The sequence below is a fragment of the Limnohabitans sp. Rim8 genome (assembly GCF_945901735.1).
Taxonomy (GTDB): Bacteria; Pseudomonadota; Gammaproteobacteria; order Burkholderiales; family Burkholderiaceae_C; genus Limnohabitans_A.
In genome coordinates this window covers 41190-62350 of sequence record NZ_CAMDLM010000006.1, presented here as the reverse complement: position 1 = coordinate 62350, position 21161 = coordinate 41190, and the positions used below count along the sequence as shown (strand labels likewise).

Here is a 21161-nt window from a genome sequence, read left to right as displayed (position 1 = left end):
TTCAGCCTAAGAGCTTCAAAAAAGTGGCACTGTCCATCACCTCGCCCACCGATGCCATGTCGGCCAGCGCCGCCTGGTGCGCGGCTTCGCTGAAAGCGGCGCAACCGTCCGACAACACAACGACGTGGTAGTCGCGCACATGGGCGTCACGCACCGTGCTGGCCACACCGCCATTGGTGACAATGCCGCAGACCACCAGCGTGTCGATGCCCGATTTTTTCAGCACCCAGTCGAGCTGCGTGTTGAAGAAGGCCGAATACGCCACCTTGAACACCGACACATCGACCAGCGGGGACAACACATCGACATTGGCCTGCCCTCGGCTGCCCGGGGCGAAGTCGCCCTTGCGCAAAAACGGGCGGCGCTCTTTCAGGTGGGCCGAGATCATCGGCTCGCCCTGCGCATCGGGCCACAGGGTGAACAGGCTGGCCGTGACCAGGCCGCCACGGCCTTTGATGGCACGCGCCACCGGGGCCACGCGCTCGGGCAGCTTCACCGCCTCAGCGCTCAGGGTGTTGCCCCGGGCATAGGCCCCGTCAGGGGCCAGAAAATCGTTTTGCAGGTCGACAATGACCATGCCCAATGTCGCGTTCTTCAAGTTCATGCTGTGCGCTCCACCAACAAGTTGCCCAATGTGTCGACCCGTCCTTCAAAGCCCGGCTCCAACCACACCGTGGTGTCGGGCTGTTCCAAAATCGCGGGGCCTTGCACCACGGTGCCCACGGGCAGGCTCAGGCGCTCATAGCGCTGGGCCGTCCACCATTGGCCCTGGTGGTACACCTGCTGCTCGCCCACCGGGGTGGTGCGGCCCTCGCCTTGCGGGGCCAGCACCGCCAAATCGAACTTGGGACGCCGCCCGATGCGCGCATAGCGCAGGTTCATCACCCGGATCACCGGGCCTTGCAGCACGCGGCCAAAGGCGTGATGGTAAGCCGCTTCAAACGCCGCCAACAAACCCGCTGCAATCAAAGCTTCGCGCTTGACAGGCACTTGCAGTGTGTGGGTTTGGCCCATGTAGAGCATGTCAAAGCTGATGACTTCATCGACCCGCACAAAGTGGACACCCGCAGAATCCAAACGCACCTGGCAAGCCTTGGCCAATGTGTCCAAGCGTTGCAGCAACTCGGGCCAAGCCACATCGGCCAGTGCCACATTCAAGGTTTGCACCGCGTCGTGGCGCATGTCGGCCATCACGCAGCCGAGCGCCGAGGTGACGCCCGGGTAACGCGGCACGATGCCGGTGGTCACACCCACCTCGCGCATCATGGCGCACACATGCAGACCGCCGCCACCGCCAAACGGCATGTAAGCAAACTGGCGCGGATCATGGCCACGCTCGATTGACACCACGCGGATCGCGCCGGCCATCCGGGCATTGGCGACTGTCAAGATGGCTTCGGCCGCGGCCATCGCCGTCAAACCCAAAGGCTCGGCCACATGCAGGGCAATGGCTTGTTCGGACAAGCCCGAATCGAGTTTGTTCAGCAAGCCGCCACCCAAAGGCCGGTCGGCCGCGATGCGACCCAACAGCACATTGGCGTCGGTCACCGTGGGCCGGGTGTTGCCGCGCCCATAGCAAGCCGGGCCGGGAATGCTGCCGGCCGACTCGGGGCCCACTTGCAGCATGCCACCCGCATCGACCGAAGCGATCGAGCCGCCCCCAGCGCCGATGGTTTCGATCTGGATCATGGGCGAGCGCACCACCAAGCCAAACTCGATGGAGGTTTGTGCGGCCAGCGCCGCCTCGCCACCGGCCACCAACGACACATCAAACGAGGTGCCGCCGATGTCGCCAGTGATGACGTTTTCAAAGCCCGAAGCGCGGGCGATTTCGGCGCAAGCCATCACGCCCGCTGCGGGGCCTGACAACGCGGTGCGCACCGGCACATCGCAAGCAGTCTGGCGCGACATCACGCCGCCATTGCTTTGCACGATCAGCAATTCACCGCCAAAGCCTTGGGCACGCAAATCGCCATCGAGCCGCTGCAAATAGCCGCCCACCACCGGCTGCAACGCCGCATTGAGCGTGGCCGTGGAGCAGCGCTCGAACTCGCGGATTTCAGGCAGCACTTCGCTGGCCGCCGTCACATAGCTGTTGGGCCAGATTTCGCGCACAGCAGCGACTGCGGCTTGTTCATTGCCGGGGTTGGCATAGGCGTGCACAAAGAACACACACACGGCCTCGCAGCCTTCCGCCAGCAGGGCGCGGGCTTGTTCGCGCACTTGTTCCAGATTCACAGGTGTGTGCAGTTGGCCATCGGCCAGCACGCGCTCGTCTACCTCCAGACGCCAGGCACGGGGGACCACGGGCGTGTAGCTGCCGCGCAGGCCCCAGGTTTGCGGGCGGTCGCGGCGGCGCATCTCCAGCACGTCGCGAAAACCGCGTGTGGTGATGATGCCGGTGCGGGCGATCTTGCGTTCCAGCAAAGCGTTGGTGCCCACGGTGGTGCCGTGCACGATGGTGGCGATGTCTTTGGCGCCTTCGGCACCGGTGACTCCGGTCACTTTGGCGATGCCGTTCATGAAACCCCGGGCTTCTTCACCCCGGGTCGAGGGCACTTTGACGATGCGGGCCTGGCCGGTTTTTTCGTCCAACACAAACAGGTCGGTGAAGGTCCCGCCGACGTCCACGCCCACCACCCAATGCGGTTGATTCACAGACTGCTCGCTCATGCTTGTTCCTTGGTGTAACCCAGTGCCACATCGCTGGCGCGGTCTTGTTCTGACCGGTCTGCCGGGTTGCCCCAGCCTCCGCCGCCGGGTGTTTGCAGGCGCACGCGGTCGCCTTTTTTCAACTGGATGCCCAGCATTTTGGAGACCATGGGCGGCGTCTTCCACTCACCGTTTTGACAATATTCAAACACGTTGGGCAAAGCCGGTTGGCCGCCGTGGATGCCCTTAGGGGCCGACTTGCCGCGCTCGCCAAAGATGAAGGCCTCGGCACTGTCTTCGAGCAACTCGATCTCATAGATCGCACCCAAACCGCCCCGGTGCTGGCCGTCTCCGCCCGAGCCAGGGCGCAAGGCCCATTGGGTGAAGCGCACCGGGTAGGCCGCCTCAAGAATTTCCATCGGCGGGATCGTGGCGGTGGAGATCGGCGCGTTGCCGTGCGACAAACCGTCGCCATCCGAATGGCCGCCGTGCCCGCCGCCAAAAAAGCTGAACATCACCCAGCGCTGGCCTTGGCGTTTGTCGTCGGTGCGGTGCCCGGCGATCGACAAGGCGTTGATGGTGCCGTAAGCATGGGCCACCGCCCGCTTGGGGTCGGCCAGGGCGGTGGCGCTGAAGATCACATCGATCATGCGCAAAATCGTTTCGGTGTAGCCGCCCACCGGCCGGGGCCGCGACGCGCTGATGACCAAGCCATCAGGGATGACGAAGTCCACCGCGTCGAGCACACCCGCATTGGCCGGCACATCGGGGAACACATGCTTCAAAGCCACATAACAAGCGGCCACGGCTGTGGCCCGCGAAATGTTCACCGGCCCGGCGCACTGCGCCGAGGTGCGCGAAAAGTCCAGCGTCAAGCGGTCACCGGCCACGCTCATGTCGAGCGCAATCGTCAGCAGCTCGTCTTTCACGCCGTCGTTGTCCAGCACGTCTTCAAAACTGTAACGGCCGTCGGGCAGGCTGCCGATGTGCGAGCGCATCAGGCGCACGGCTCGCGAGCGCAACTCCGCCAAGGCCTGCGCCACTTTGGCGTCGCCGTATTCGTCGAGCAAGCCGTCCAGGCGACGTGCACCCAATTCGAGCGCGGCCAGCTGGCCGTTCAGGTCGCCCCACAGGCTGTCGGGCAGGCGGGTGTTGGCGCGCAGAATCGCCAACACATCGTCGCCCAGTACACCGCCGCGCAAGATGCGCACTGGCGGGATCTGCACCGCTTCTTGCCAGCACTCGGTCGCGGCCGGGTTGTAGTTGCCGGGCACCGCACCGCCCACGTCGTGCCAGTGCGCGGCCGAAGCCAAAAAGCAATACAGCTGCCCGTTGCGAAAGCAGGGCTTGACCAGCTTGAAGTCGTTGGCGTGGGTGCCGCCTTCGTAGGGGTCGTTGAACAGCCACACATCGCCCGGCTGCATGCCACCCCGCTCAGCCGCCACGCGCATGGCGGCGCGCACGGCAAAAGCCATGGCCCCCACAAACACCGGCAGGCCCGACTTGCCCTGGATCAGGGTGTCGCCAGTGATGGCGTCGTACAGGCCGTGGCAGGCGTCGTGCGCCTCGGCAATGATGGGGTTGAAGGCGCTGCGGTAGAGCGTCGCGTCCATCTCATCGGCGATTTGTTCGAGCCGGCCGCGCAGCACGGCCAGGGTCACGGGGTCCATGGCAGCGGGTGTTTGTGAAGCTGAAACCATTGGGTTCATCCTTGTTGTTTTTGTTTGAGCAAGGGCAGCAAACCACCTGCATCGACCATGTCCATCAGAAAGTCGGGAATGGACGCACACGCGAGCGCCTGGCCGTTGGCACGGCGCACCTGAGGTGTGTCGCCGAGAAAGTGCAATGCCACACGCTCGCCTTCTTCGATCTTGTCGGCTTCGGGACAAGTCAGCAGCAGCAAGCCCAGGTTGAAAGCGTTGCGGAAATACAGACCGCTGTACGACGGCGCGATCACCGCCGCAAGCCCCAAGTGCCGCAGCACCCCTGCCGCCTGCTCGCGGGATGACCCAATGCCAAAGTTGGCCCCAGCCACGATCACATCGCCCTCTTTCACGCCCGAGGCGAAGTCACTGCGCACCGCCTCCAGGCAATGCCAGCCGATCACTTCCAGACCGTGCTTCATGTAGGCGCCAGGGGCCAGCGCATCGGTGTCCACATCGGCACCCACACGCCAAACTCTTGCGTTTTCGAAACAGCGCTTGTTCATGCCCACACCTCGCGTGCATCGCTGATGCGCCCGCGCAAGGCCGAAGCCGCCACGGTGTAGGGCGAGGCCAAATACACGTTCACACTGGCCGGGCCCATGCGGCCCTTGAAGTTGCGCGCTGTGGTCGAAATCACGGTGGAGCCTTCTGGGAAAGTCGCGCCGTAACCCGCACACGCACCGCAGCTGTTGGGCAGCACCGTAGCCCCGGCGTCCAGCAAGGTTTGCATCACGCCTTCTTGTGTGGCCTGGGCTTGTTCACGGGCACTGGCCGGGGCCACCATGAGCTGCACCCCAGCGGCGACACGCTGGCCTTTGAGCACCGAAGCGGCGGCCCGCAGGTCTTCCAGCTTGGCGCCGGTGCAAGCGCCGATGTAGGCGATGTTGGGGTGGATGTTGGCAAACTCGCCCACATCCCGCGTGTTGGCCGGGCTGTGCGGCGCTGCCACCTGGGGGCTGAGGCTGCTTGCATCAAAGCTGCGCTGTTCAAACTCGGCATCTTCGTCGGTGTGCCACTGCTCAGCCCCGGCCAAATGCGCCGGGTCCACACCCACACCCCGCAGGTAGTTCAAAGTGGTCTCGTCGGCGGCGATCAGGCCCGCCTGCGCACCCATCTCGGCGCTCATATTGGACAGCGTCATGCGCTCGGCCATCGACAGCGCCTGCACGGCAGGCCCTGCGAACTCCACGGCTTGGTATTGGCCACCGTTCATGCCAAATCGCCCGACCATGTGCAGCATCATGTCCTTGGCCGACACACCGGCTTGCAAACGGCCCGACCAATGCATGCGCAAGGTACGCGGCACCTGCACCCAGATCTGACCGGTGACGCAAACGCCCAGCATCTCGGTCGCACCGATGCCAAACATGTAGCAACCAAAGGCACCGCCCGTGGGCGAATGCGAGTCGCCCCCCACGCACAACATGCCGGGCTTCAAATGGCCGCGCTCGGGCAACACCACATGGCAAATGCCTTCGCTGTCGATCACATGCGGCAGCTGCCATTGTTTGGCGGTGTCGCGCGCAATCTGCACGATCTGCTGCGCGTCCGCGTCTTGTGCAGGCACATAGTGGTCCAGCACCAGCACCACTTTGTTTTTGTCCCAAATTTGAGCGCCCAACTCGTCGAGCATGGGCTTCAGACGCCGTGGACCGGATGAGTCATGGAACATGGCCAGGTCGACGTTACAGGTGACCACCTCGCCCACGGCCACATGGGCGCGGCCAGAGGCGCGGGCGATGAGTTTTTGCGCCAGGGTTTGCGAAACAGCCGCGCTCATTCGGGTTTGGCTCCGGCGTACTGCACCACCTTGCGCCAGCGCACGATCTCGCTGTCGACAAAGCGGGCAAATTCTTCCGGGCTGTTGCCCACCGGCGTGGCCCCTTCGTTTTCGATGCGGCGCTTGACTTCGGGCGACTGCACGGCGGCACGGGCGGCATCGGCCAACTTTTTGGCCACATCGGGGCTCATGCGCCCCGGTGCAAAAAGCCCAAACCAGGCGCTGGACTCGTAGCCTGGCAAGCTCTCGCCAATGGCGGGCACGTCTGGGAAAGCCGCCAGACGCTTGGCGCTGGTCACCCCCAAGGCCTTGAGCTTGCCCGCCTTGATGTGCGACTGCACATTGCCCACCGCCGCAAACATCAGGTCGACTTGCCCAGCCAGCACGTCTTGCACCGCCGGGGCCGTGCCCCGGTAAGGGATGTTGACAATGAACACGCCAGCCTGCATCTTGAACGCATCACCCGCCATGTGCAAAGACGAGCCCAGCGCGCCAATCGCAAAGTTCAGCTGACCCGGTTTGGCTTTGGCCAGCTTGACCAGCTCGGCCGCGTTGTTGGCAGGCACCTTGGGGTGAGCCACCAAAATAGATGGCGAAGTCGACACCATGGTCAGCGGCGTGAAGTCTTTCACCGGGTCAAACGGCAAACTGGGGTAAAGCGAAGCATTGATGGCATGGCTGGTGAAGCTCATGAGCAGCGTGTTGCCATCGGGCGCGGCCTTGGCCACGACGTCGGCAGCCAGGTTGCCGCCCGCGCCGGGCTTGTTCTCGACCACCACCGTGCGGCCCAGCTGTGTGCCCAGCACCGTGGCCAGCGTGCGGGCCATGGTGTCGGTGGTGCCGCCTGCAGGCGCACCCACCAAAATCTTGATGGGCGGCTGAGCTTGGGCTTGCGCACCCCCCGCCCAAGCGGCACAGGCCAGGACCGTGACCAAGACCCAGGCGCGGCGTATGGTTGTGGTGCGGTGCGAGCATTTTGTGTGTGTCATGCGGTTGTCCTCGGTGTTAAAAATTCAATCGGGTTTCGGGGGCTTGGGGCCAACACAACCCACCAGCTTTACATGCCCAAATAGGCTTGCCTGAGCGCGTCACTGGCCAACAACTGGGCCGGTGTGCCGGTGAAACGGATCTGGCCGTTTTCCATCACATACGCACGGTCAGCGATGTCGAGCGACTGACCGACGTTTTGCTCCACCAGCAAGATCGCCAAGCCGCTGCTGCGCAGCTGCGAGATCAGGCCAAACAACTCTTCCACCAAGAGCGGGGACAAACCCAGCGAGGGCTCGTCCAGGATCAGCAAACGCGGCTCGGCCATCAGGCCCCGGCCAATCGCCAACATCTGCTGCTCGCCGCCGCTCAAAGTGCCCGCCAACTGCGCCACGCGCTCTTTCAATCGCGGAAAGGTTTCGTAGACCTTGTCCAGGTTTTGCAGCTTATGCTCGCGCCCCCGCGTGAAAGCCCCCAGCTCCAGGTTCTCGTGCACGCTGAGGTTGGGGAAGACCTTTCGGCCTTCCGGCACCTGAATCAAACCGTGCTTGACCACCTGGCGCGAGTGCAGACCGGTGATGTCTTGCCCGTCAAAGCCCACTTGACCCCCACGCGCGGCCACCAGACCGCTGAGCGTGAGGTTGAGCGTGGTCTTGCCCGCGCCGTTACTCCCGAGCAGCGCCACCAGCTCACCGGGCATGACCTGCAGGTCCACACCGCGCAAGACCTCGACCACGCCGTAGCCGGATTTGAGGCCCTGCACATGCAACAAAGCGCTCATGCCTGAACCTCCTGCACTGTTTTGGCTTGGGCCGCGTTCTTTTGCAGACGTTCGGCGGTGCCGTGACCCAAATAGGCCTCCACAACGGCTTTGTTGTTCGTCACCTCGGCCGGTGTGCCTTGGGCAATCAGCTGCCCCTGCGCCAGCACCCAAACCTCTTGCGCCAGGCTCATCACCGCTTGCATGACGTGCTCGATCATCAGCACCGTGACGCCGCTTTGGGCAATGCCTTGCACCACCGGGATCATCTCGGCAATTTCCTGCGGGTTCAGGCCTGCCAGCACCTCGTCAAGCAACAGCAAACGCGGGCGCGTGGCCAGTGCGCGGGCCAGCTCCAGGCGCTTGCGGCCGGCCACTGTGAGGTCGCTGGCCAGCTTGTCCAGCTGCGGGCTCAGGCCCACCTGATTGGCCACCGACTTGGCAAATTCAAGCGCCTCGGCGCGACGCGGCAAATGCAGGTGCGCCCCCACGGCGATGTTTTCACGCACCGTTTGCGCTGCGAAAGGCTGCACGATCTGGAAAGTGCGCGTCAGGCCCATGCGGGCATTCAGGTGCGGCGGCTGGCCCGAGATGTCTTGACCGGCAAACACCACACGGCCGGTGTCCGGCGTCAGAAAGCCGGACATGAGCGCAAACAAAGTGGTCTTGCCTGCACCGTTGGGGCCGATCAGGGCGCTGAGACGCCCCTCGGTCACCGACAGGCTCACGTTTTGCACGGCCTTCAAGCCGCCAAACGACTTGCCCACGCCCTCGATCTGCAGCAGCGTGCTCATGGTTTGTCTCCGTCTGACTTGCTGCCACGCAACCACTGCAGCGGGGTGATGGTGCCCAACCCCGCAATGCCGCGCGGCAAGAACATCACGATGACGATCAACACCACGCCATAAATCACCATGTTGATGCCTGGCAGTTGCCCAAACAAATTGCGTGTGAGGTCGGCCAGGAGATGCAAGCTGACAGCCCCCAAGAGCGGCCCCCACAGCGTACCCATGCCGCCCACAATCGCCCCCACCAAAGCCTCGACCGAGGTGTGCGAACCAAAGGCAATGCCGGGGTCGATGTACTGAAACACCTGCACATAAAAAGCCCCGCCAGCACCCATCAGTCCACCCGACAAGACGGTGGCAATCAGCTTGACGCTGAAGGGGTTGACACCAATGGCGCGGGCCGCGTCTTCGTTGTCACGCACGGCCTGCAGGTAAGCGCCAAAACGGGAGTGGCGCAACCAGGCGGTGATGCACAGCGCCAGTGTGACCAGACCCAGCATCAGCCAGATGAACCCGGCGCGGTTGCCAAACTGCATGTTGGCCGCCGACTCGTTGAGCGGCAGCATCAGGCCCACACCCGCACCGGTGAAGGGCACCGAAGTGGCCAAAATTCGGAACACCTCGGCAAAGGCCAGCGTGACCAGCGCAAAGTAAGAGCCCTTGAGGCCATAACGGAACGAGGCCGCGCCCACAAACGCCCCGACACCCGCTGCAAAAGCCATGGCCAAGGGCAGCGCCACCCAGGGGCTCAGGCCCCACTGCATTTGCGCAATGGCTTGCACATAAGCGCCCGTGCCGAAAAACAAAGCATGGCCAAAAGAAAATTGACCGCCAAAACCGCCCAACACATTCCAGGCTTGCGACAGCAAGCAGGCGTACAAAGCGGTCATGACAAAGTTGAGCACCACCCCCGACTGCGTGAAAAAGGGCACCGCCCCCACCACCAGCACAAACAGCGCGATGTTGCGAAAGTCTTTCATGCCTTCGCTCCAAAAAATCCTTGCGGCCGGAGCAAAAGCACCGCAATGAAAATCACAAAAATACCGACCTGCCCCAGCGATTCACCCAACAACAAACCACCCAGCGACTCGACCACACCAATCAGCAAACCGCCGAGCAAGGCGCCGGCAAAACTGCCCATGCCGCCCAGCACCACGATGGTGAAGGCGACCAGCACAAAGCCATTGCCCACCTGCGGGTTGACGTAATAGGCCGGCATCAAAAAGCAGGCCGCAGCGCCCAGGCTGGCCAGCCCCAATCCAAAGCACATTGCGTACACATGGTCCACATCGATGCCCATCAAGCGTGCGCCTTGTTTCTCTTTGGAGACGGCGCGGATGGCGCGGCCCAAGTCGGTTTTCTGCACGATCAGCAGCAACACCGCCGACACCACCAAGGCGCCTGCAAAAGACACCAGCTTGGGCAGCGCGATGAAGGCCGGGCCAATCTCGACGGTGGTCAAGGTGTAGGCCGTTTCAATGGTGCGCGTGTCGGATTTGAAAAACAGCAGCGCTAAATTTTCGAGCACGATGGAGATGCCCAGCGTGACCAGCAAGATGTTTTCATCCTTGCCGTGGCTGGCGCTGTTGATGACGCCGCGCTGCAGCGCGTAGCCCAACACAAACATGGCGGGCACCATGATGGGCAGGGCCATGTAGGGATCGACCCCGAAGTGTTGCTTCAACATGTACACGCCATACAACGCCACCATCAAAGAGGCGCCGTGCGCGAAATTGATGATGTGCAAAACGCCATAAATGAGCGTGAGGCCCAGCGCGATCAGCGCATACACGGCACCGGTGGTGATGCCATTGAGCACCGAAGGAAACAGGATGTTGAAGTCCAGCATCGGGGTCTTTCAGTTCAACAAACCAGATCAGCCCTTGAGTGGGAAGATGGGTTCAATTTCACGGTAATCGCGCGGCACGATCACCTTGATGTCGCCTTTGTGGACCTGGGTCATCAAAGGCTGTGCGCCGATGTTTTGGCCATTGACAAACTGCGTGGGGCCGTAGGGCATGATGTGGTTGGAGAACTTGCTTGAAGCCAGCGCATCGATGATGGCGGCGCGGTCGGTGGACTTGGCGCGCTCAATCGCATCGGCCAGCAGCATCATGGCGGTGTAGGTCATGAACACTTCGTAGCTGAAGAACTGGCCTTGCGCTTCCACGCGCTTGCGCAACTCGGCCGAGCGCTTGTCCTTGGGATTGAACCAGTGGTTGCAGTCGATGATGCCGTTGGCCGCTTCTGGGAATTCCTTGACGAACTTGTAGCTCGACGCCGCGCCGCCCAGCACCGAATAAATGGCCTTGGGTGTGATTTTTTGCTGCTGCAAAGTGCGCACCAGCAAGGCATATTCGTTGTAGTAGTTGGCCGGGATCAGTATGTCGGGGTTGACCTGCTTGATGCGCAGCGCAATGTTGTTGAAGTCACGCGTGGGGTTGGCGTGCTTGATGATTTCTTTCACCTCGTAGCCGTAGCCGGGCAGTTCTTTGGCCAGCAAGTTGGCCGTGCCCGTGCCGAACAAGGACTCTTCGTGCACGATCATCACGGTGCGGGCGGGCTTGCCTGCAGCGGTGTTCAAAACATGCAAGCTGGACACGGCCACTTCGGCGCACTTTTTGTAACCCGGGCCAAAGCGGAAGGTGTTTTTCAGACCGCGCTCGACGATCTGGTCGGCCACGCCGACATCGACCACATGGGGCAGGTTGTATTTGGCAGCTGCTTGCGTGGTGGCCAGGCAAATGGCCGAGGCGAAGGCCCCGACCACGGCGCTCACACCGGCTTCGTTCATCTTCTCGATTTCAGCCGTGCCCACTTGCGGGCTGGACTGCGCATCGCCGAGCAGGGCTTCGATCTTGGCGCCGCCCAGCGACTTGATGCCGCCGGCCTTGTTGATGTCTTCGATGGCCATCAATGCACCCATGCGGCACTGCTGGCCCGAGTAAGCCAAGGCACCCGTCACCGGGTGCAAAACACCCACTTTGATGGGCTTGGGCTGCGCCCCGCCCACCAGTGGAAAGGCGAGAGCCGAGGCCGCAGCAGCGGACTGGCCCATGAAAGTGCGACGTGAGGTCATGAGAACATCCTTGAAAAAGTTAATGAAAGTTGGCGGACAGCTCTTGGCTTACCCACACCTTGGCATCGATGCTGCCAACGCGGGATAACTGCATCTGGTATTCGTACCGGTCCGGTCGGTACAAGCCATGCAGCCATTGGACGGGACGTTCGTCCTCGTCGTAAATCAAACGCCGCACCGCCAACAAGGCCGATCCGACGGACACATCCAGGTGTTGGGCCATGCCCACATCGGCCAAACGGGCCGAGATGGTTTGCTCGGCCCGGCCCACTTTGACGCCCGATTCTTCGAGCAGCACCAAAATGGGTTTTTGCGCCAATTCGCGCTTGCCAAACCCCGAAGAAATCGCATCGGGCACCCAGGTGGTGATGTGCGACAGCGGGCCCTCGGGTGTGCTGCGCACGCGTTCGGCTTTTTGCACCATGCTCATGGCGGGCAACTTCAATGCTGCAGCGACATCCACGGGCGCACGCATGTGCTCCACGCTCAGCACCTTGACCTTGGTGCGCATGCCCATGGTGACCAGGTTCTCCAGCAAACCGGTCAAGCGCGCCTGCCGGCCAGAGGCCATGGTGGAGGCTTGCATCTGCACCTGTTGCGCCCGCGCCGCGACGGGCCGCGTGCCGCGCCCGGGTTCGCGCTGAATCAGGCCCTCTTCGGCCAACTGCGACAAGGCCCGGCGCACCGTGACACGCGCCACACCAAACTGCCCCATCAAGGCCAACTCGCCCGGCAAACCCTGGTCGAACCGGCCTTCGCGCAACTGCTCACGCAGCACCAGATAAACCTGGTGGTACTTGGGCAAAGGCAGATGGGCATCCATGACACTATGGTCAAACAGTCCCATTGTTCTGTCAATAGGACAATCAAGTCTTATGCATAGGACATTTGATCAGGGATTTCCCTTGGTACATGCACCTCTTCATACCTGTCACCCCGGCCCCCGAGCCGGGGTCCATGCTTTCGCTTCCCTTGAGCAATCCTGAATACCTGGATCCCGGATCAAGTCCGGGAAGACAGACAGGCCGCCTCGCGCTCAACGCCCAACGCCTCACGCATAACGAACCCGCAAATCCCGCTTGAGCAGTTTGCCGCTCGGGTTCTTGGGCAGCGTATCGGTGAAGACCACGCGCTTGGGTGTCTTGAAGCCCGCCATGTGTTGGGCGCAATGCGCCATCACCGCCGCTTCATCGAGCGTCTGCCCGGCCTTGACCACGATCACGGCCGTCACGGCCTCGACCCACTTCGGGTCGGGCAGGCCGATCACCGCCACTTCGCTGACTTGTGGCAAGCGGTAAATCATTTCCTCGACCTCGCGGCTGGCTACGTTTTCGCCGCCGGTCTTGATCATGTCCTTTTTGCGGTCCACCACAGAGATGTAGCCCTCGTCATCGATCATGCCCAGATCGCCACTGTGGAACCAATCACCCTCAAACGCCGCCCGGGTGCGCTCGTCGTCGTGAAAGTAGCCCAGCATCAAATGCGGGGAGCGGTGCACGATCTCACCGACCTCGCCCACGGCCACATCCTGCATGTCGTCGTTCACCACGCGGGTTTCGACGTTGCGCACCGCCTTGCCGCATGAACCCAGCTTGCGCAGTTGGTCGTCTGGGCCGAGCAGGGTGGCCAGCGGCGCGATTTCGGTTTGGCCATACAGGTTCCACAAGCGCACCTTGGGCAGGCGCGACGCCAACTCTTTCAGCACCTCCACCGGCATGATGGACGCACCGTAGTAACCCTTGGCCAGCTTGGCCAGTTTTCCCGCGTCCATCAGGGGCGAGCGCAACAGCGCAATCCACACCGTGGGCGGCGCAAAGAAGCTGGTGATGCCGAACTTTTCGAGCATCGGCAGCAGGTTGTCGGGGGTGGGCTTGGACGTGATGACGTTGGTGCTGCCCATGTAAATGGCCGGGCCAAAGAACACATCGAGCTGGGCGCAGTGGTACAGCGGCAGCGCATGCAGGGCGACATCCTGCTCGGCGATTTCGGCGTCGATCACGCAGCTGACGTATTGCCACATGACGGCGTCGTGGGTGAGCTGCGCGCCTTTGGGCGATGACTCGGTGCCGCTGGTGTACACGATCTGCGCCACGTCGTAGCTGCCCAGTTGCACATCGGGCAGCGCATCGGGGCAGGCCACCAGCGTGTCAAAGCTGTGCATGCCCGCCACCGGCTGACTCGGGTCTTCGGATGGAAGCCAAATGAACTGCTGCACCTGCGTGTCAAGCTTGGCTGCAGCCTGCGCCAGCTCGGCCAAGCCACTGTCGGTGGCCAAGGTTTTGGCGCCTGCGTGGCGCAAGATGTAAGCCACTTCTTCGGCCTTGAGCATGAAGTTGATCGGCACCATGACCGCGCCCCGGCGGGCCAGCGCAAAGCGCAGCGCCGCAAAACCGTGCGAGTTGCGCGCCAGCACGGCCACCTTGTCACCCTCGGCCACGCCGATGCGGGCCAGGCCTGCGGCCAGGCGCGAGACCAGCGCATCGAACTCGGCATACGACCAGGTGGTGCTGCCACACACGATGCCGGTCTTGGCGGGCAAGCGGATCGCAGTGCGGCGCAGGGCATCGGCAATCGTCTGGCGGCGAACGACAGGGTGAATAGCGGTGGTGACAGCGTGCGACATGTTCAGGGCTCCTGCGTGGATATGATCGGAAGATTGAACACCAGACCCGCGAGAATTCCATTGGCACTTCCACCACCCTCCCCCCGAAAACTGTCGCATACGCGAACCGTGGTGTACCAAGGCTATGACCGCGTAGACGGACTGTGGGACATCGAAGCCGAGCTGACCGACGTCAAGACCTTCAGTTTTCAGGTGCCCAACGAACGGCTTTTCCCCGGCGATGAGCCGATCCACGGCCTGAAAATTCGCGTGACGCTCAACGACCAGATGGTCATCCAGGACGTCGCCACCTCCATGGACAACATCCCTCACCAAGAATGCGTTGGCGCGCCACATGGCATGCACAAGCTCATCGGTTGCACCATGGGCCCGGGCTGGCGCAAGCTCATCAACCAGCACGTGGGCGGCACCGACGGCTGCACCCATCTTCGCGAGATGCTGTTCAACATGGCCACGGCCGCTTACCAGACCCTGCCCTCAGGCCAATGGCAGCGCCGCGAACTGGCAGGCCAGCCCCACCCCGAAATGACCCAAGCGCCCTATTTCCTGGGCCAATGCCACAGTTGGGCCTATGACAGCCCGACGGTGCAAAGGGCATACCCGATGTTTTTCAAGCCGAAGGTGAATTCGGAATAATGCGAATTGCATTTGCAATACAATTCATCCATGAAAACAGCCACCATTCCCCCCATCCGTGTGGCCCCGGCCTTTAGGGGCGAAATCGAGAGCGTCCTTGAACAAGGCGAGTCACTTTCTCAATTCGTTGAAAACGCGGTTCGCCAAATCGTTTTGAAGCGACAAAACCAAACCGAGTTTGTGCGCCGTGGCATGGCAGCCATTGAGGAAACTCAGCGTTTGGTCAACGGCATCGCCGCTGATGATGTCTTGGCCCAACTCGATGCCAAACTGGCTGCAGCACGCAAGACCCTGGCACAACGCAAAGCATGAACTTCACAGTTCAGTTCAGCGCCGCTGCCAATGAAGATTTGCAGCGAATTTTTGATTTCCTGATCCAGCGCGAGCTGGACAGTCCAACCGGGGATATGGCTATCCCCGAAAAAGCGAGACATGCCATACATGCTGGCATTGGCCTGTTACAAACATCGCCTTTTGTATGTCGCAAAGTCGGAGACAGCCCTTTTACTCGCGAATTGATCATCGCTTTTGGCAGCACAGGCTATGTGGCGCTCTTTGAAATCATCAACGACACCACGGTCATCGTCGGTGCCATTCGCCACCAGCGCGAAGACGACTACCACTGAGCAGTTCAACCAGGCAATGCCAAGACGACATCGGCCATGCTGCCCCTGCGATAATCCCCCCTCCCAGCGCCCCAAGCGCTTCCCCTCAACAGCCTCTGGATCTACACCATGAACCGCTGCACTTTGGCCCTTTTCGGGCGTCCTTTGCTTTGCCTTGACTTCATCACCTCCCTTGACTCCGTGGAGGCCGCATGAGCAAGAAGGTCTTCATCAAAACCTTTGGCTGCCAGATGAACGAGTACGACTCAGACAAGATGGCCGATGTGCTGGGCGCGGCGCAAGGCTATGAGCCCACACAAAACGTGGACGAGGCCGATCTGATTTTGTTCAACACCTGCTCGGTGCGCGAGAAGGCGCAAGAAAAAGTGTTCAGCGATCTGGGCCGGGTGCAGCACCTGAAAGCCAAGGGCGTGCTGATTGGCGTGGGCGGCTGCGTGGCCAGCCAAGAGGGTGCCGAGATCATCAAGCGTGCACCTTATGTGGACGTGGTATTTGGCCCGCAAACCCTGCACCGCCTGCCCGAACTGCTGAATGAGCGTGAGCGCAAGCAGCGCCCGCAAGTGGACATCAGTTTTCCCGAGATTGAAAAGTTCGACCACCTGCCCCCCGCCAAGGTGGACGGCGCCACCGCCTTTGTGTCGATCATGGAAGGTTGCAGCAAATACTGCAGCTACTGCGTGGTGCCCTACACCCGGGGCGAAGAAGTGTCGCGCCCCTTTGACGACGTGCTGGTCGAAATCGCCGGTCTGGCCGCGCAGGGCGTGAAAGAGATCACCCTGCTGGGCCAGAATGTGAACGCTTACCGAGGCAAGGTGGGTGGCAACACCATCACAAACAGCACAAGCGCTGTGGAGATTGCCGACTTTGCCTTGTTGTTGGAGTACGTGGCCGACATGCCGGGCATCGAGCGCATCCGTTACGTGACCAGCCACCCGAATGAGTTCACCCAGCGCCTGATCGACGCTTACGAAAAAATCCCCAAACTGGTGAGCCACCTGCACTTGCCGGTGCAGCACGGCTCGGACCGCATCTTGATGGCCATGAAGCGCGGCTACACCGCCATGGAATACAAGAGCACGATCCGCAAGCTGCGAGCGATCCGCCCCGACCTGTCGCTCAGCAGCGATTTCATCGTGGGCTTCCCCGGCGAGACCGAGGACGACTTCCACAAGATGATGAAGCTGATCACCGATGTGGGCTTTGACACCAGCTTCAGCTTCATCTTCAGCCCCCGGCCCGGCACACCTGCGGCCAACCTGCACGACGACACGCCACACGCCGAAAAATTGCGCCGCCTGCACCACCTGCAAGCCACCATCGAAGCCAACGTGCAGCGCATCGGCGAAAGCCGCGTGGGCACGGTGCAGCGCATTTTGGTGGAGCGCCCATCACGCAAGGACGCCACCGAGTTGGCTGGCCGTACCGAGTGCAACCGGGTGGTCAACTTCCCCGGCGGCCCGAACATGGACCGCCTGATCGGTCAAATGGCGGATGTGCGCATCACCCAAGGCCTGTCGCACTCGCTGCGCGGGGAGTTGGTGATCCGCGATTGAGGCGGGCATGACGAACTTGAAGTTGCCGACCTGCGAGGGATCAAGACTCACGCCCGACTTCGCGGATATAGCGTCGGTAGTCACCATGTGGAATGGGCACGCAGCCATCCACAGGGCCGTTGTACACATAGGTCTGCACCCTCTGGCCTTGCAGCGGGCCGCTGAGTACGGTCACTTCTTCGCGCCAGTATTGAGACGCGTCGCGGTCGCCAGGCACCACGCCTTCGACCCCATCCAGACGGGTCAGATGCGCGTCATCGACCTCATAGACTTCGCCAGTGACTGGCCCGTCGCCCTGAAGCAGCCCGGGGTAATGGCCCACATCGATCAATCGACCCGCGATATGGGCTGGCCCCACAAAGCGGGCGCCGAGCAATTCGGCCTCTAGGCGCAGACCGGGCATCAAGGTGCCGTAGATGAAAAGAGCGTGTGTCATGGGGTGGATTTTGCGTCAATTCGGTCACTATGGTCAGTCCAAAATTGACACGCATCAAGCCCCACTCACTGTGTCGCCTGTTGGCAGGACCCGCCCACACAGCCGTTTAAACTGATCGGCCAGAGACTTGCGTGGTCCACCCATGTGGACGCACGCCAATGGCAGACACAAGGCGCAAGCCAGAGGCCCCCATGAAAGCAGCGCAAAACGAACTGATCACCCGCATTGGGCCGGGCACGCCCTGCGGCGCAGTGATGCGCCACTATTGGCAGCCCGTGGCGCTGGTGGACGAGTTCAACCCCGCGCTCGACCCGCGCATGGCGATTCGCCCCGTCAAAGCCGTGCGCATTTTGGGGCAAGACCTGGTGCTGTTTCGCAACGCGCAGGGCGACTATGGCTTGCTGGACCGCGACTGCCCGCACCGCGGGGCCGACCTGGCCTTTGGCCGCAACGAAGGCGATGGCCTGCGATGCCCTTTTCATGGCTGGAAGTTTGACGTCACGGGCCAGTGCATCGAAACGCCTGCCGAACCCAACGGCAGCACCTTGTGCAACCGTGTGCGCCAGCGCAGCTACCCGATCATTGAGCGCAGCGGCATTGTGTTTGGCTGGTTCGGCCCTGACGGCCAAACACCGCCACCGCTGCCCGCCATCGATGCTTTCAGCGCGCCGGCCAGCCACACCTTCGCTTTCAAAGGGCTGTGGCATTGCAACTGGTTGCAGGCGTTTGAGGTGGGCATTGACCCGGCGCACGCGTCTTATCTGCACCGATTTTTTGAGGACGCGTCGCTCGAAGGCAGCTATGGCCGCCAGTTTCGGGGCGCGAGCGCGGGCGATGTGCAAGGCGAGCGCTGGCCCATGACGCGGGTGATGCGCGAGCTGGACCAGCCCGAAATTTCATTTGAGCCCACCGACTCTGGTCTGCGTTTGACGGCCCTGCGCCCAATCAACGAAGCGCTCACGCATGTGCGGGTGACGAATGCGCTGTTTCCGCACACTTTTGTGATTCCCTTGTCCGAGACCATGACCATCACGCAGATGCATGTGCCGGTGGACGACACGCACACCTATTGGTATTCGGTGTTCACCAGCTTTGCCGGGCCGGTGGACAAAGAGGCCATGCGCAGCCAGCGTCTGCCCTCCGTTACCCTGCCCGACTACATCCCCAAAGTGGGCCAACACAACCACTGGGGCTTCAACCCCGAGGAGCAAATGACCCGCACCTTCCTGGGCATGGGCGAAGACGACATCAATGTGCACGACCAGTGGGCCTGCGAGAGCATGGGCGCGATCCAGGACCGCACCCGCGAGCACCTAGGCACCAGTGACAAAGTGATCATGGCCAACCGCCGTATCTTGCTCAAAGCCATCGAGACGGTGCAGGCTGGGGGCTTGCCGCCCGGCTTTGCACAACACGCCGTGGCCAGCCAGCGCACCGGCCCCGACACGGTGGACGGCATCGCCCCCAGCGGACAATGGCCGCAATGGTGGCGCGAGGCCTGCGACGCCAAACGCAGCGGTGCACAGTGGGATGCCGCCCTGCCAGGCCATGCGCCCACCCCAGCCGACACGAGTGCGGCATGAGCTTCGCTGAACGTTGCGGCCTGCACAGCCGCGAACGCCAAGCGGCTTGCGCGCAATTGGTGCGGCAGGTCGAAGCCTCGGACATCGAGCTGATCCGCTTGAGCTGGTGCGACCTGCACGGCGTGGTGCGCGGCAAGACCCTCGTGGCTTCGCAACTGCGCCAAGCGCTGGCCAACGGCATCGGCATGGTCAGCACCTTGCTGCTCAAAGACAGCTCGGACCGCACCGCCTTCAAGGTGTTCGAGTCGGGCATCGACGAGACCCTGCCTGGCTTTGCCGGGGCCAGCAATTTCACGCTCATGCCCGACCCGGCCAGCTGGCATGTGCTGCCTTGGGCCGACAAGACCGGCTGGCTGCAGTGCCAACCCTACTTCGCCGACGGCCGCATCGTGCCACTCGATTCGCGCCATGTGCTGCAGCAAGCCGTGCAGCGCTTGGCCGATCGCGGCTGGCACATGCGCTGCGGGCTTGAAATCGAATTCCACATCTACCGCCTGAAAGACCCGCTGCTCGGGCCAGACCTGGACCCAGACCGCGCCGCTTGGCCCGGCCCCGCGCCCGAAGTCAGCCTGATCCACCCGGGCTACAACTTGCTGACCGAAGGATGGATGGACCGGGCCGAAGAGCCGCTGCGCATCGTGCAGCGCACCGCGCAGGCGCTGGGCCTGCCGCTGATCTCGCTGGAAATCGAACTCGGACCCAGCCAGGTTGAAGCGGTGTTTGACGTGAGCGATGCGCTGACCGCCGCCGACCACATGGTGCTGTTTCGCAACGCCACGCGCCAAGCACTGCGCCGCGCCGGTTACCACGCCACCTTCATGTGCCGCCCGCCGTTTGAACACATCATGTCGAGCGGCTGGCACCTGCACCAATCGGTCTGCGAGTTGGGCACGGGCCGCAATGTGTTCATGCGCGACACACCCGCCCCGGGCAGCAGCGCTCGCGATGCAAAGCAGGTGCTGAGCGATGCGGGTGCGTTCTGGCTGGCCGGTTTGTTGGCGCACGCCCCGGCGCTCACCGCCCTGTGCACGTCCACCAGCAATGGCTATGGGCGCTTTCGGCCCAACGCCATGGCGCCGCAGTCGATTTTGTGGGGGCGCGACAACCGGGGCGCCATGCTGCGTGTCATCGGCGCGCCGGGCGACAGTGCTACCCGCATTGAAAACCGCTTGGGCGAACCAGCGGCCAACCCTTATCTGTACATGGCCTCGCAAATTCATGCGGGGCTTCATGGCGTGGACGCGCGGCTGCAAGCGCCGCCAGCCACCGAAACGCCTTATGCTGCAGGCGCTGCCTCCATACCGACGTCTTTGGCCGATGCGGTGCAAGCGCTGCAGCAAGATACGGTCTTGTGCCAAGCCCTGGACCAGCCCTTGGTGGATTACTACAGCACCATCAAGCTGGCCGAGCACCGGCGCTTGACCCAGGCCGAAGATGCGACGGAGTTTCACAAGCGCGAATACTTCGGCCGAATTTAACAACCCCTAGAAAGCGCGATTGAGCGCGATGCACTGATGATCACGATCCACATGCAAGCCCACCACCCCGCACAAGCCCCGCTCACCCTGCAAGCCCAGCCTGGGCAAAGCCTGATGCAAGCCGCTGTTGACAACAATGTGCCGGGCATCCAGGCCGATTGCGGTGGGTTGATGACCTGCGCCACCTGCCATGTGGTGGTGCATGAAGACTGGTTGAAGCAGCTGCCACCCATGGGCAGCGATGAGGACGGCATGCTGGCCTTCACCGCCCAAACGCGTGAACTGGGCAGCCGCCTGTCGTGCCAGATCATGCTGACCGAGGCGCTGGACGGCCTGCAGGTGAAGCTTCCCGCAAGCCAATATTGAACAGTATTTGTAGGTCGGCGGCTTCAGCCCCGACATGCAGCCTGCGCATCAACCAGCAGCGTCGGAGCTGAAGCCCCGACCTACGGGGTGTCGGCACGATGGTTGTCG

General features: G+C 62.4%; 21 protein-coding genes and 2 pseudogenes. 8 read left to right on the top strand and 15 right to left on the bottom strand.

Annotated features, from left to right (window positions below; all coding sequences use genetic code 11):
* Position 1 precedes the first annotated feature (1 nt).
* The 8 genes from Q0O99_RS04540 to Q0O99_RS17525 form a co-directional block, all read right to left on the bottom strand.
* Positions 2-604: a cysteine hydrolase gene (locus Q0O99_RS04540; RefSeq protein WP_293749012.1), complete on the bottom strand. Its 603-nt coding sequence runs from the start codon at positions 602-604 to the stop codon at positions 2-4.
* Complete coding sequence (locus Q0O99_RS04535; RefSeq protein WP_293749010.1) at positions 601-2673, bottom strand: hydantoinase/oxoprolinase family protein; 2073 nt, start codon at positions 2671-2673, stop codon at positions 601-603. The genes Q0O99_RS04540 and Q0O99_RS04535 overlap by 4 nt, the downstream gene beginning before the upstream one ends.
* Positions 2670-4352 carry a hydantoinase B/oxoprolinase family protein gene (locus Q0O99_RS04530; protein WP_293749008.1) on the bottom strand — a complete coding sequence of 561 codons (1683 nt, stop codon included), beginning with the start codon at positions 4350-4352 and terminating at the stop codon, positions 2670-2672. The genes Q0O99_RS04535 and Q0O99_RS04530 overlap by 4 nt, the downstream gene beginning before the upstream one ends.
* A 5-nt stretch (positions 4353-4357) precedes the next feature.
* Complete coding sequence (locus tag Q0O99_RS04525) at positions 4358-4861, bottom strand: 3-isopropylmalate dehydratase (RefSeq protein ID WP_293749006.1); 504 nt, start codon at positions 4859-4861, stop codon at positions 4358-4360.
* Entirely contained in the window at positions 4858-6138 is a 1281-nt protein-coding gene (locus Q0O99_RS04520; protein ID WP_293749004.1) for a 3-isopropylmalate dehydratase large subunit, read from the bottom strand. Before Q0O99_RS04520 ends, Q0O99_RS04525 begins: the two co-directional genes overlap by 4 nt.
* Positions 6135-7127, bottom strand: coding sequence for a tripartite tricarboxylate transporter substrate binding protein (locus tag Q0O99_RS04515; RefSeq protein WP_293749002.1), 993 nt, complete (start codon positions 7125-7127; stop codon positions 6135-6137). The genes Q0O99_RS04520 and Q0O99_RS04515 overlap by 4 nt, the downstream gene beginning before the upstream one ends.
* A gap of 68 nt (positions 7128-7195) precedes the next feature.
* Positions 7196-7906 carry an ABC transporter ATP-binding protein gene (locus Q0O99_RS04510; protein WP_293749000.1) on the bottom strand — a complete coding sequence of 237 codons (711 nt, stop codon included), beginning with the start codon at positions 7904-7906 and terminating at the stop codon, positions 7196-7198.
* Complete coding sequence (locus Q0O99_RS17525) at positions 7903-8079, bottom strand: hypothetical protein (RefSeq protein WP_367185193.1); 177 nt, start codon at positions 8077-8079, stop codon at positions 7903-7905. Before Q0O99_RS17525 ends, Q0O99_RS04510 begins: the two co-directional genes overlap by 4 nt.
* 15 nt (positions 8080-8094) lie before the next feature.
* On the opposite strand from Q0O99_RS17525, the pseudogene Q0O99_RS17520 reads away from it, so the two are divergent.
* Positions 8095-8271: pseudogene (locus Q0O99_RS17520) on the top strand (hypothetical protein); the annotation flags it as partial.
* Here the strand turns inward: Q0O99_RS17520 and Q0O99_RS17515 are convergent.
* The 6 genes and pseudogenes from Q0O99_RS17515 to Q0O99_RS04480 all read right to left on the bottom strand — a co-directional run.
* Positions 8200-8679: pseudogene (locus Q0O99_RS17515) on the bottom strand (ABC transporter ATP-binding protein); the annotation flags it as partial. The pseudogenes Q0O99_RS17520 and Q0O99_RS17515 overlap by 72 nt on opposite strands.
* Positions 8676-9653: a branched-chain amino acid ABC transporter permease gene (locus Q0O99_RS04500; protein WP_293748996.1), complete on the bottom strand. Its 978-nt coding sequence runs from the start codon at positions 9651-9653 to the stop codon at positions 8676-8678. The pseudogene Q0O99_RS17515 and the gene Q0O99_RS04500, both read right to left, overlap by 4 nt.
* Complete coding sequence (locus Q0O99_RS04495) at positions 9650-10522, bottom strand: branched-chain amino acid ABC transporter permease (protein ID WP_293748994.1); 873 nt, start codon at positions 10520-10522, stop codon at positions 9650-9652. Before Q0O99_RS04495 ends, Q0O99_RS04500 begins: the two co-directional genes overlap by 4 nt.
* 27 nt (positions 10523-10549) lie before the next feature.
* Positions 10550-11752, bottom strand: coding sequence for an ABC transporter substrate-binding protein (locus Q0O99_RS04490; RefSeq protein WP_293748992.1), 1203 nt, complete (start codon positions 11750-11752; stop codon positions 10550-10552).
* A gap of 19 nt (positions 11753-11771) precedes the next feature.
* On the bottom strand, positions 11772-12575 hold the full coding sequence (locus tag Q0O99_RS04485) for a GntR family transcriptional regulator (protein ID WP_293748990.1): 804 nt from the start codon (positions 12573-12575) through the stop codon (positions 11772-11774).
* A 228-nt stretch (positions 12576-12803) separates the two neighbouring features.
* Positions 12804-14375, bottom strand: coding sequence for an acyl-CoA synthetase (locus tag Q0O99_RS04480; protein ID WP_293748988.1), 1572 nt, complete (start codon positions 14373-14375; stop codon positions 12804-12806).
* Positions 14376-14435: 60 nt separating this feature from the next.
* Here Q0O99_RS04480 and Q0O99_RS04475 point away from each other — a divergent pair, with 60 nt between their 5' ends.
* The 4 genes from Q0O99_RS04475 (at position 14436) to miaB (ending at position 17190) form a co-directional block, all read left to right on the top strand.
* The gene (locus tag Q0O99_RS04475; protein WP_293748986.1) at positions 14436-15011 is read left to right on the top strand and encodes a DUF2889 domain-containing protein; all 576 of its coding nucleotides are present in this window, start codon (positions 14436-14438) and stop codon (positions 15009-15011) included.
* A 30-nt stretch (positions 15012-15041) separates the two neighbouring features.
* A complete protein-coding gene (locus Q0O99_RS04470) occupies positions 15042-15323 on the top strand; it encodes a YlcI/YnfO family protein (RefSeq protein ID WP_293748984.1) in 282 nt (93 codons plus the stop codon).
* Positions 15320-15637 (top strand): type II toxin-antitoxin system RelE/ParE family toxin, encoded by a 318-nt coding sequence (locus Q0O99_RS04465; RefSeq protein WP_293748982.1) that lies wholly within the window; start codon positions 15320-15322, stop codon positions 15635-15637. Before Q0O99_RS04470 ends, Q0O99_RS04465 begins: the two co-directional genes overlap by 4 nt.
* Positions 15638-15828: 191 nt before the next feature.
* Positions 15829-17190 carry a tRNA (N6-isopentenyl adenosine(37)-C2)-methylthiotransferase MiaB gene (gene miaB, locus Q0O99_RS04460; protein WP_293748980.1) on the top strand — a complete coding sequence of 454 codons (1362 nt, stop codon included), beginning with the start codon at positions 15829-15831 and terminating at the stop codon, positions 17188-17190.
* A gap of 40 nt (positions 17191-17230) precedes the next feature.
* Here miaB and Q0O99_RS04455 read toward each other — a convergent pair whose 3' ends face one another.
* On the bottom strand, positions 17231-17626 hold the full coding sequence (locus tag Q0O99_RS04455) for a gamma-glutamylcyclotransferase (RefSeq protein ID WP_293748978.1): 396 nt from the start codon (positions 17624-17626) through the stop codon (positions 17231-17233).
* A gap of 191 nt (positions 17627-17817) precedes the next feature.
* Here Q0O99_RS04455 and Q0O99_RS04450 point away from each other — a divergent pair, with 191 nt between their 5' ends.
* From Q0O99_RS04450 to Q0O99_RS04440, 3 genes are read left to right on the top strand one after another with little or no spacing between them, the layout of a single operon-like run.
* Positions 17818-19209 (top strand): aromatic ring-hydroxylating dioxygenase subunit alpha, encoded by a 1392-nt coding sequence (locus tag Q0O99_RS04450; protein WP_293748976.1) that lies wholly within the window; start codon positions 17818-17820, stop codon positions 19207-19209.
* Positions 19206-20687, top strand: a complete 1482-nt coding sequence (locus Q0O99_RS04445) for a glutamine synthetase family protein (protein ID WP_293748974.1) — start codon at positions 19206-19208, stop codon at positions 20685-20687. Before Q0O99_RS04450 ends, Q0O99_RS04445 begins: the two co-directional genes overlap by 4 nt.
* Before the next feature lie 36 nt (positions 20688-20723).
* A complete protein-coding gene (locus Q0O99_RS04440) occupies positions 20724-21053 on the top strand; it encodes a 2Fe-2S iron-sulfur cluster-binding protein (protein WP_293748972.1) in 330 nt (109 codons plus the stop codon).
* Positions 21054-21161: the final 108 nt, after the last annotated feature.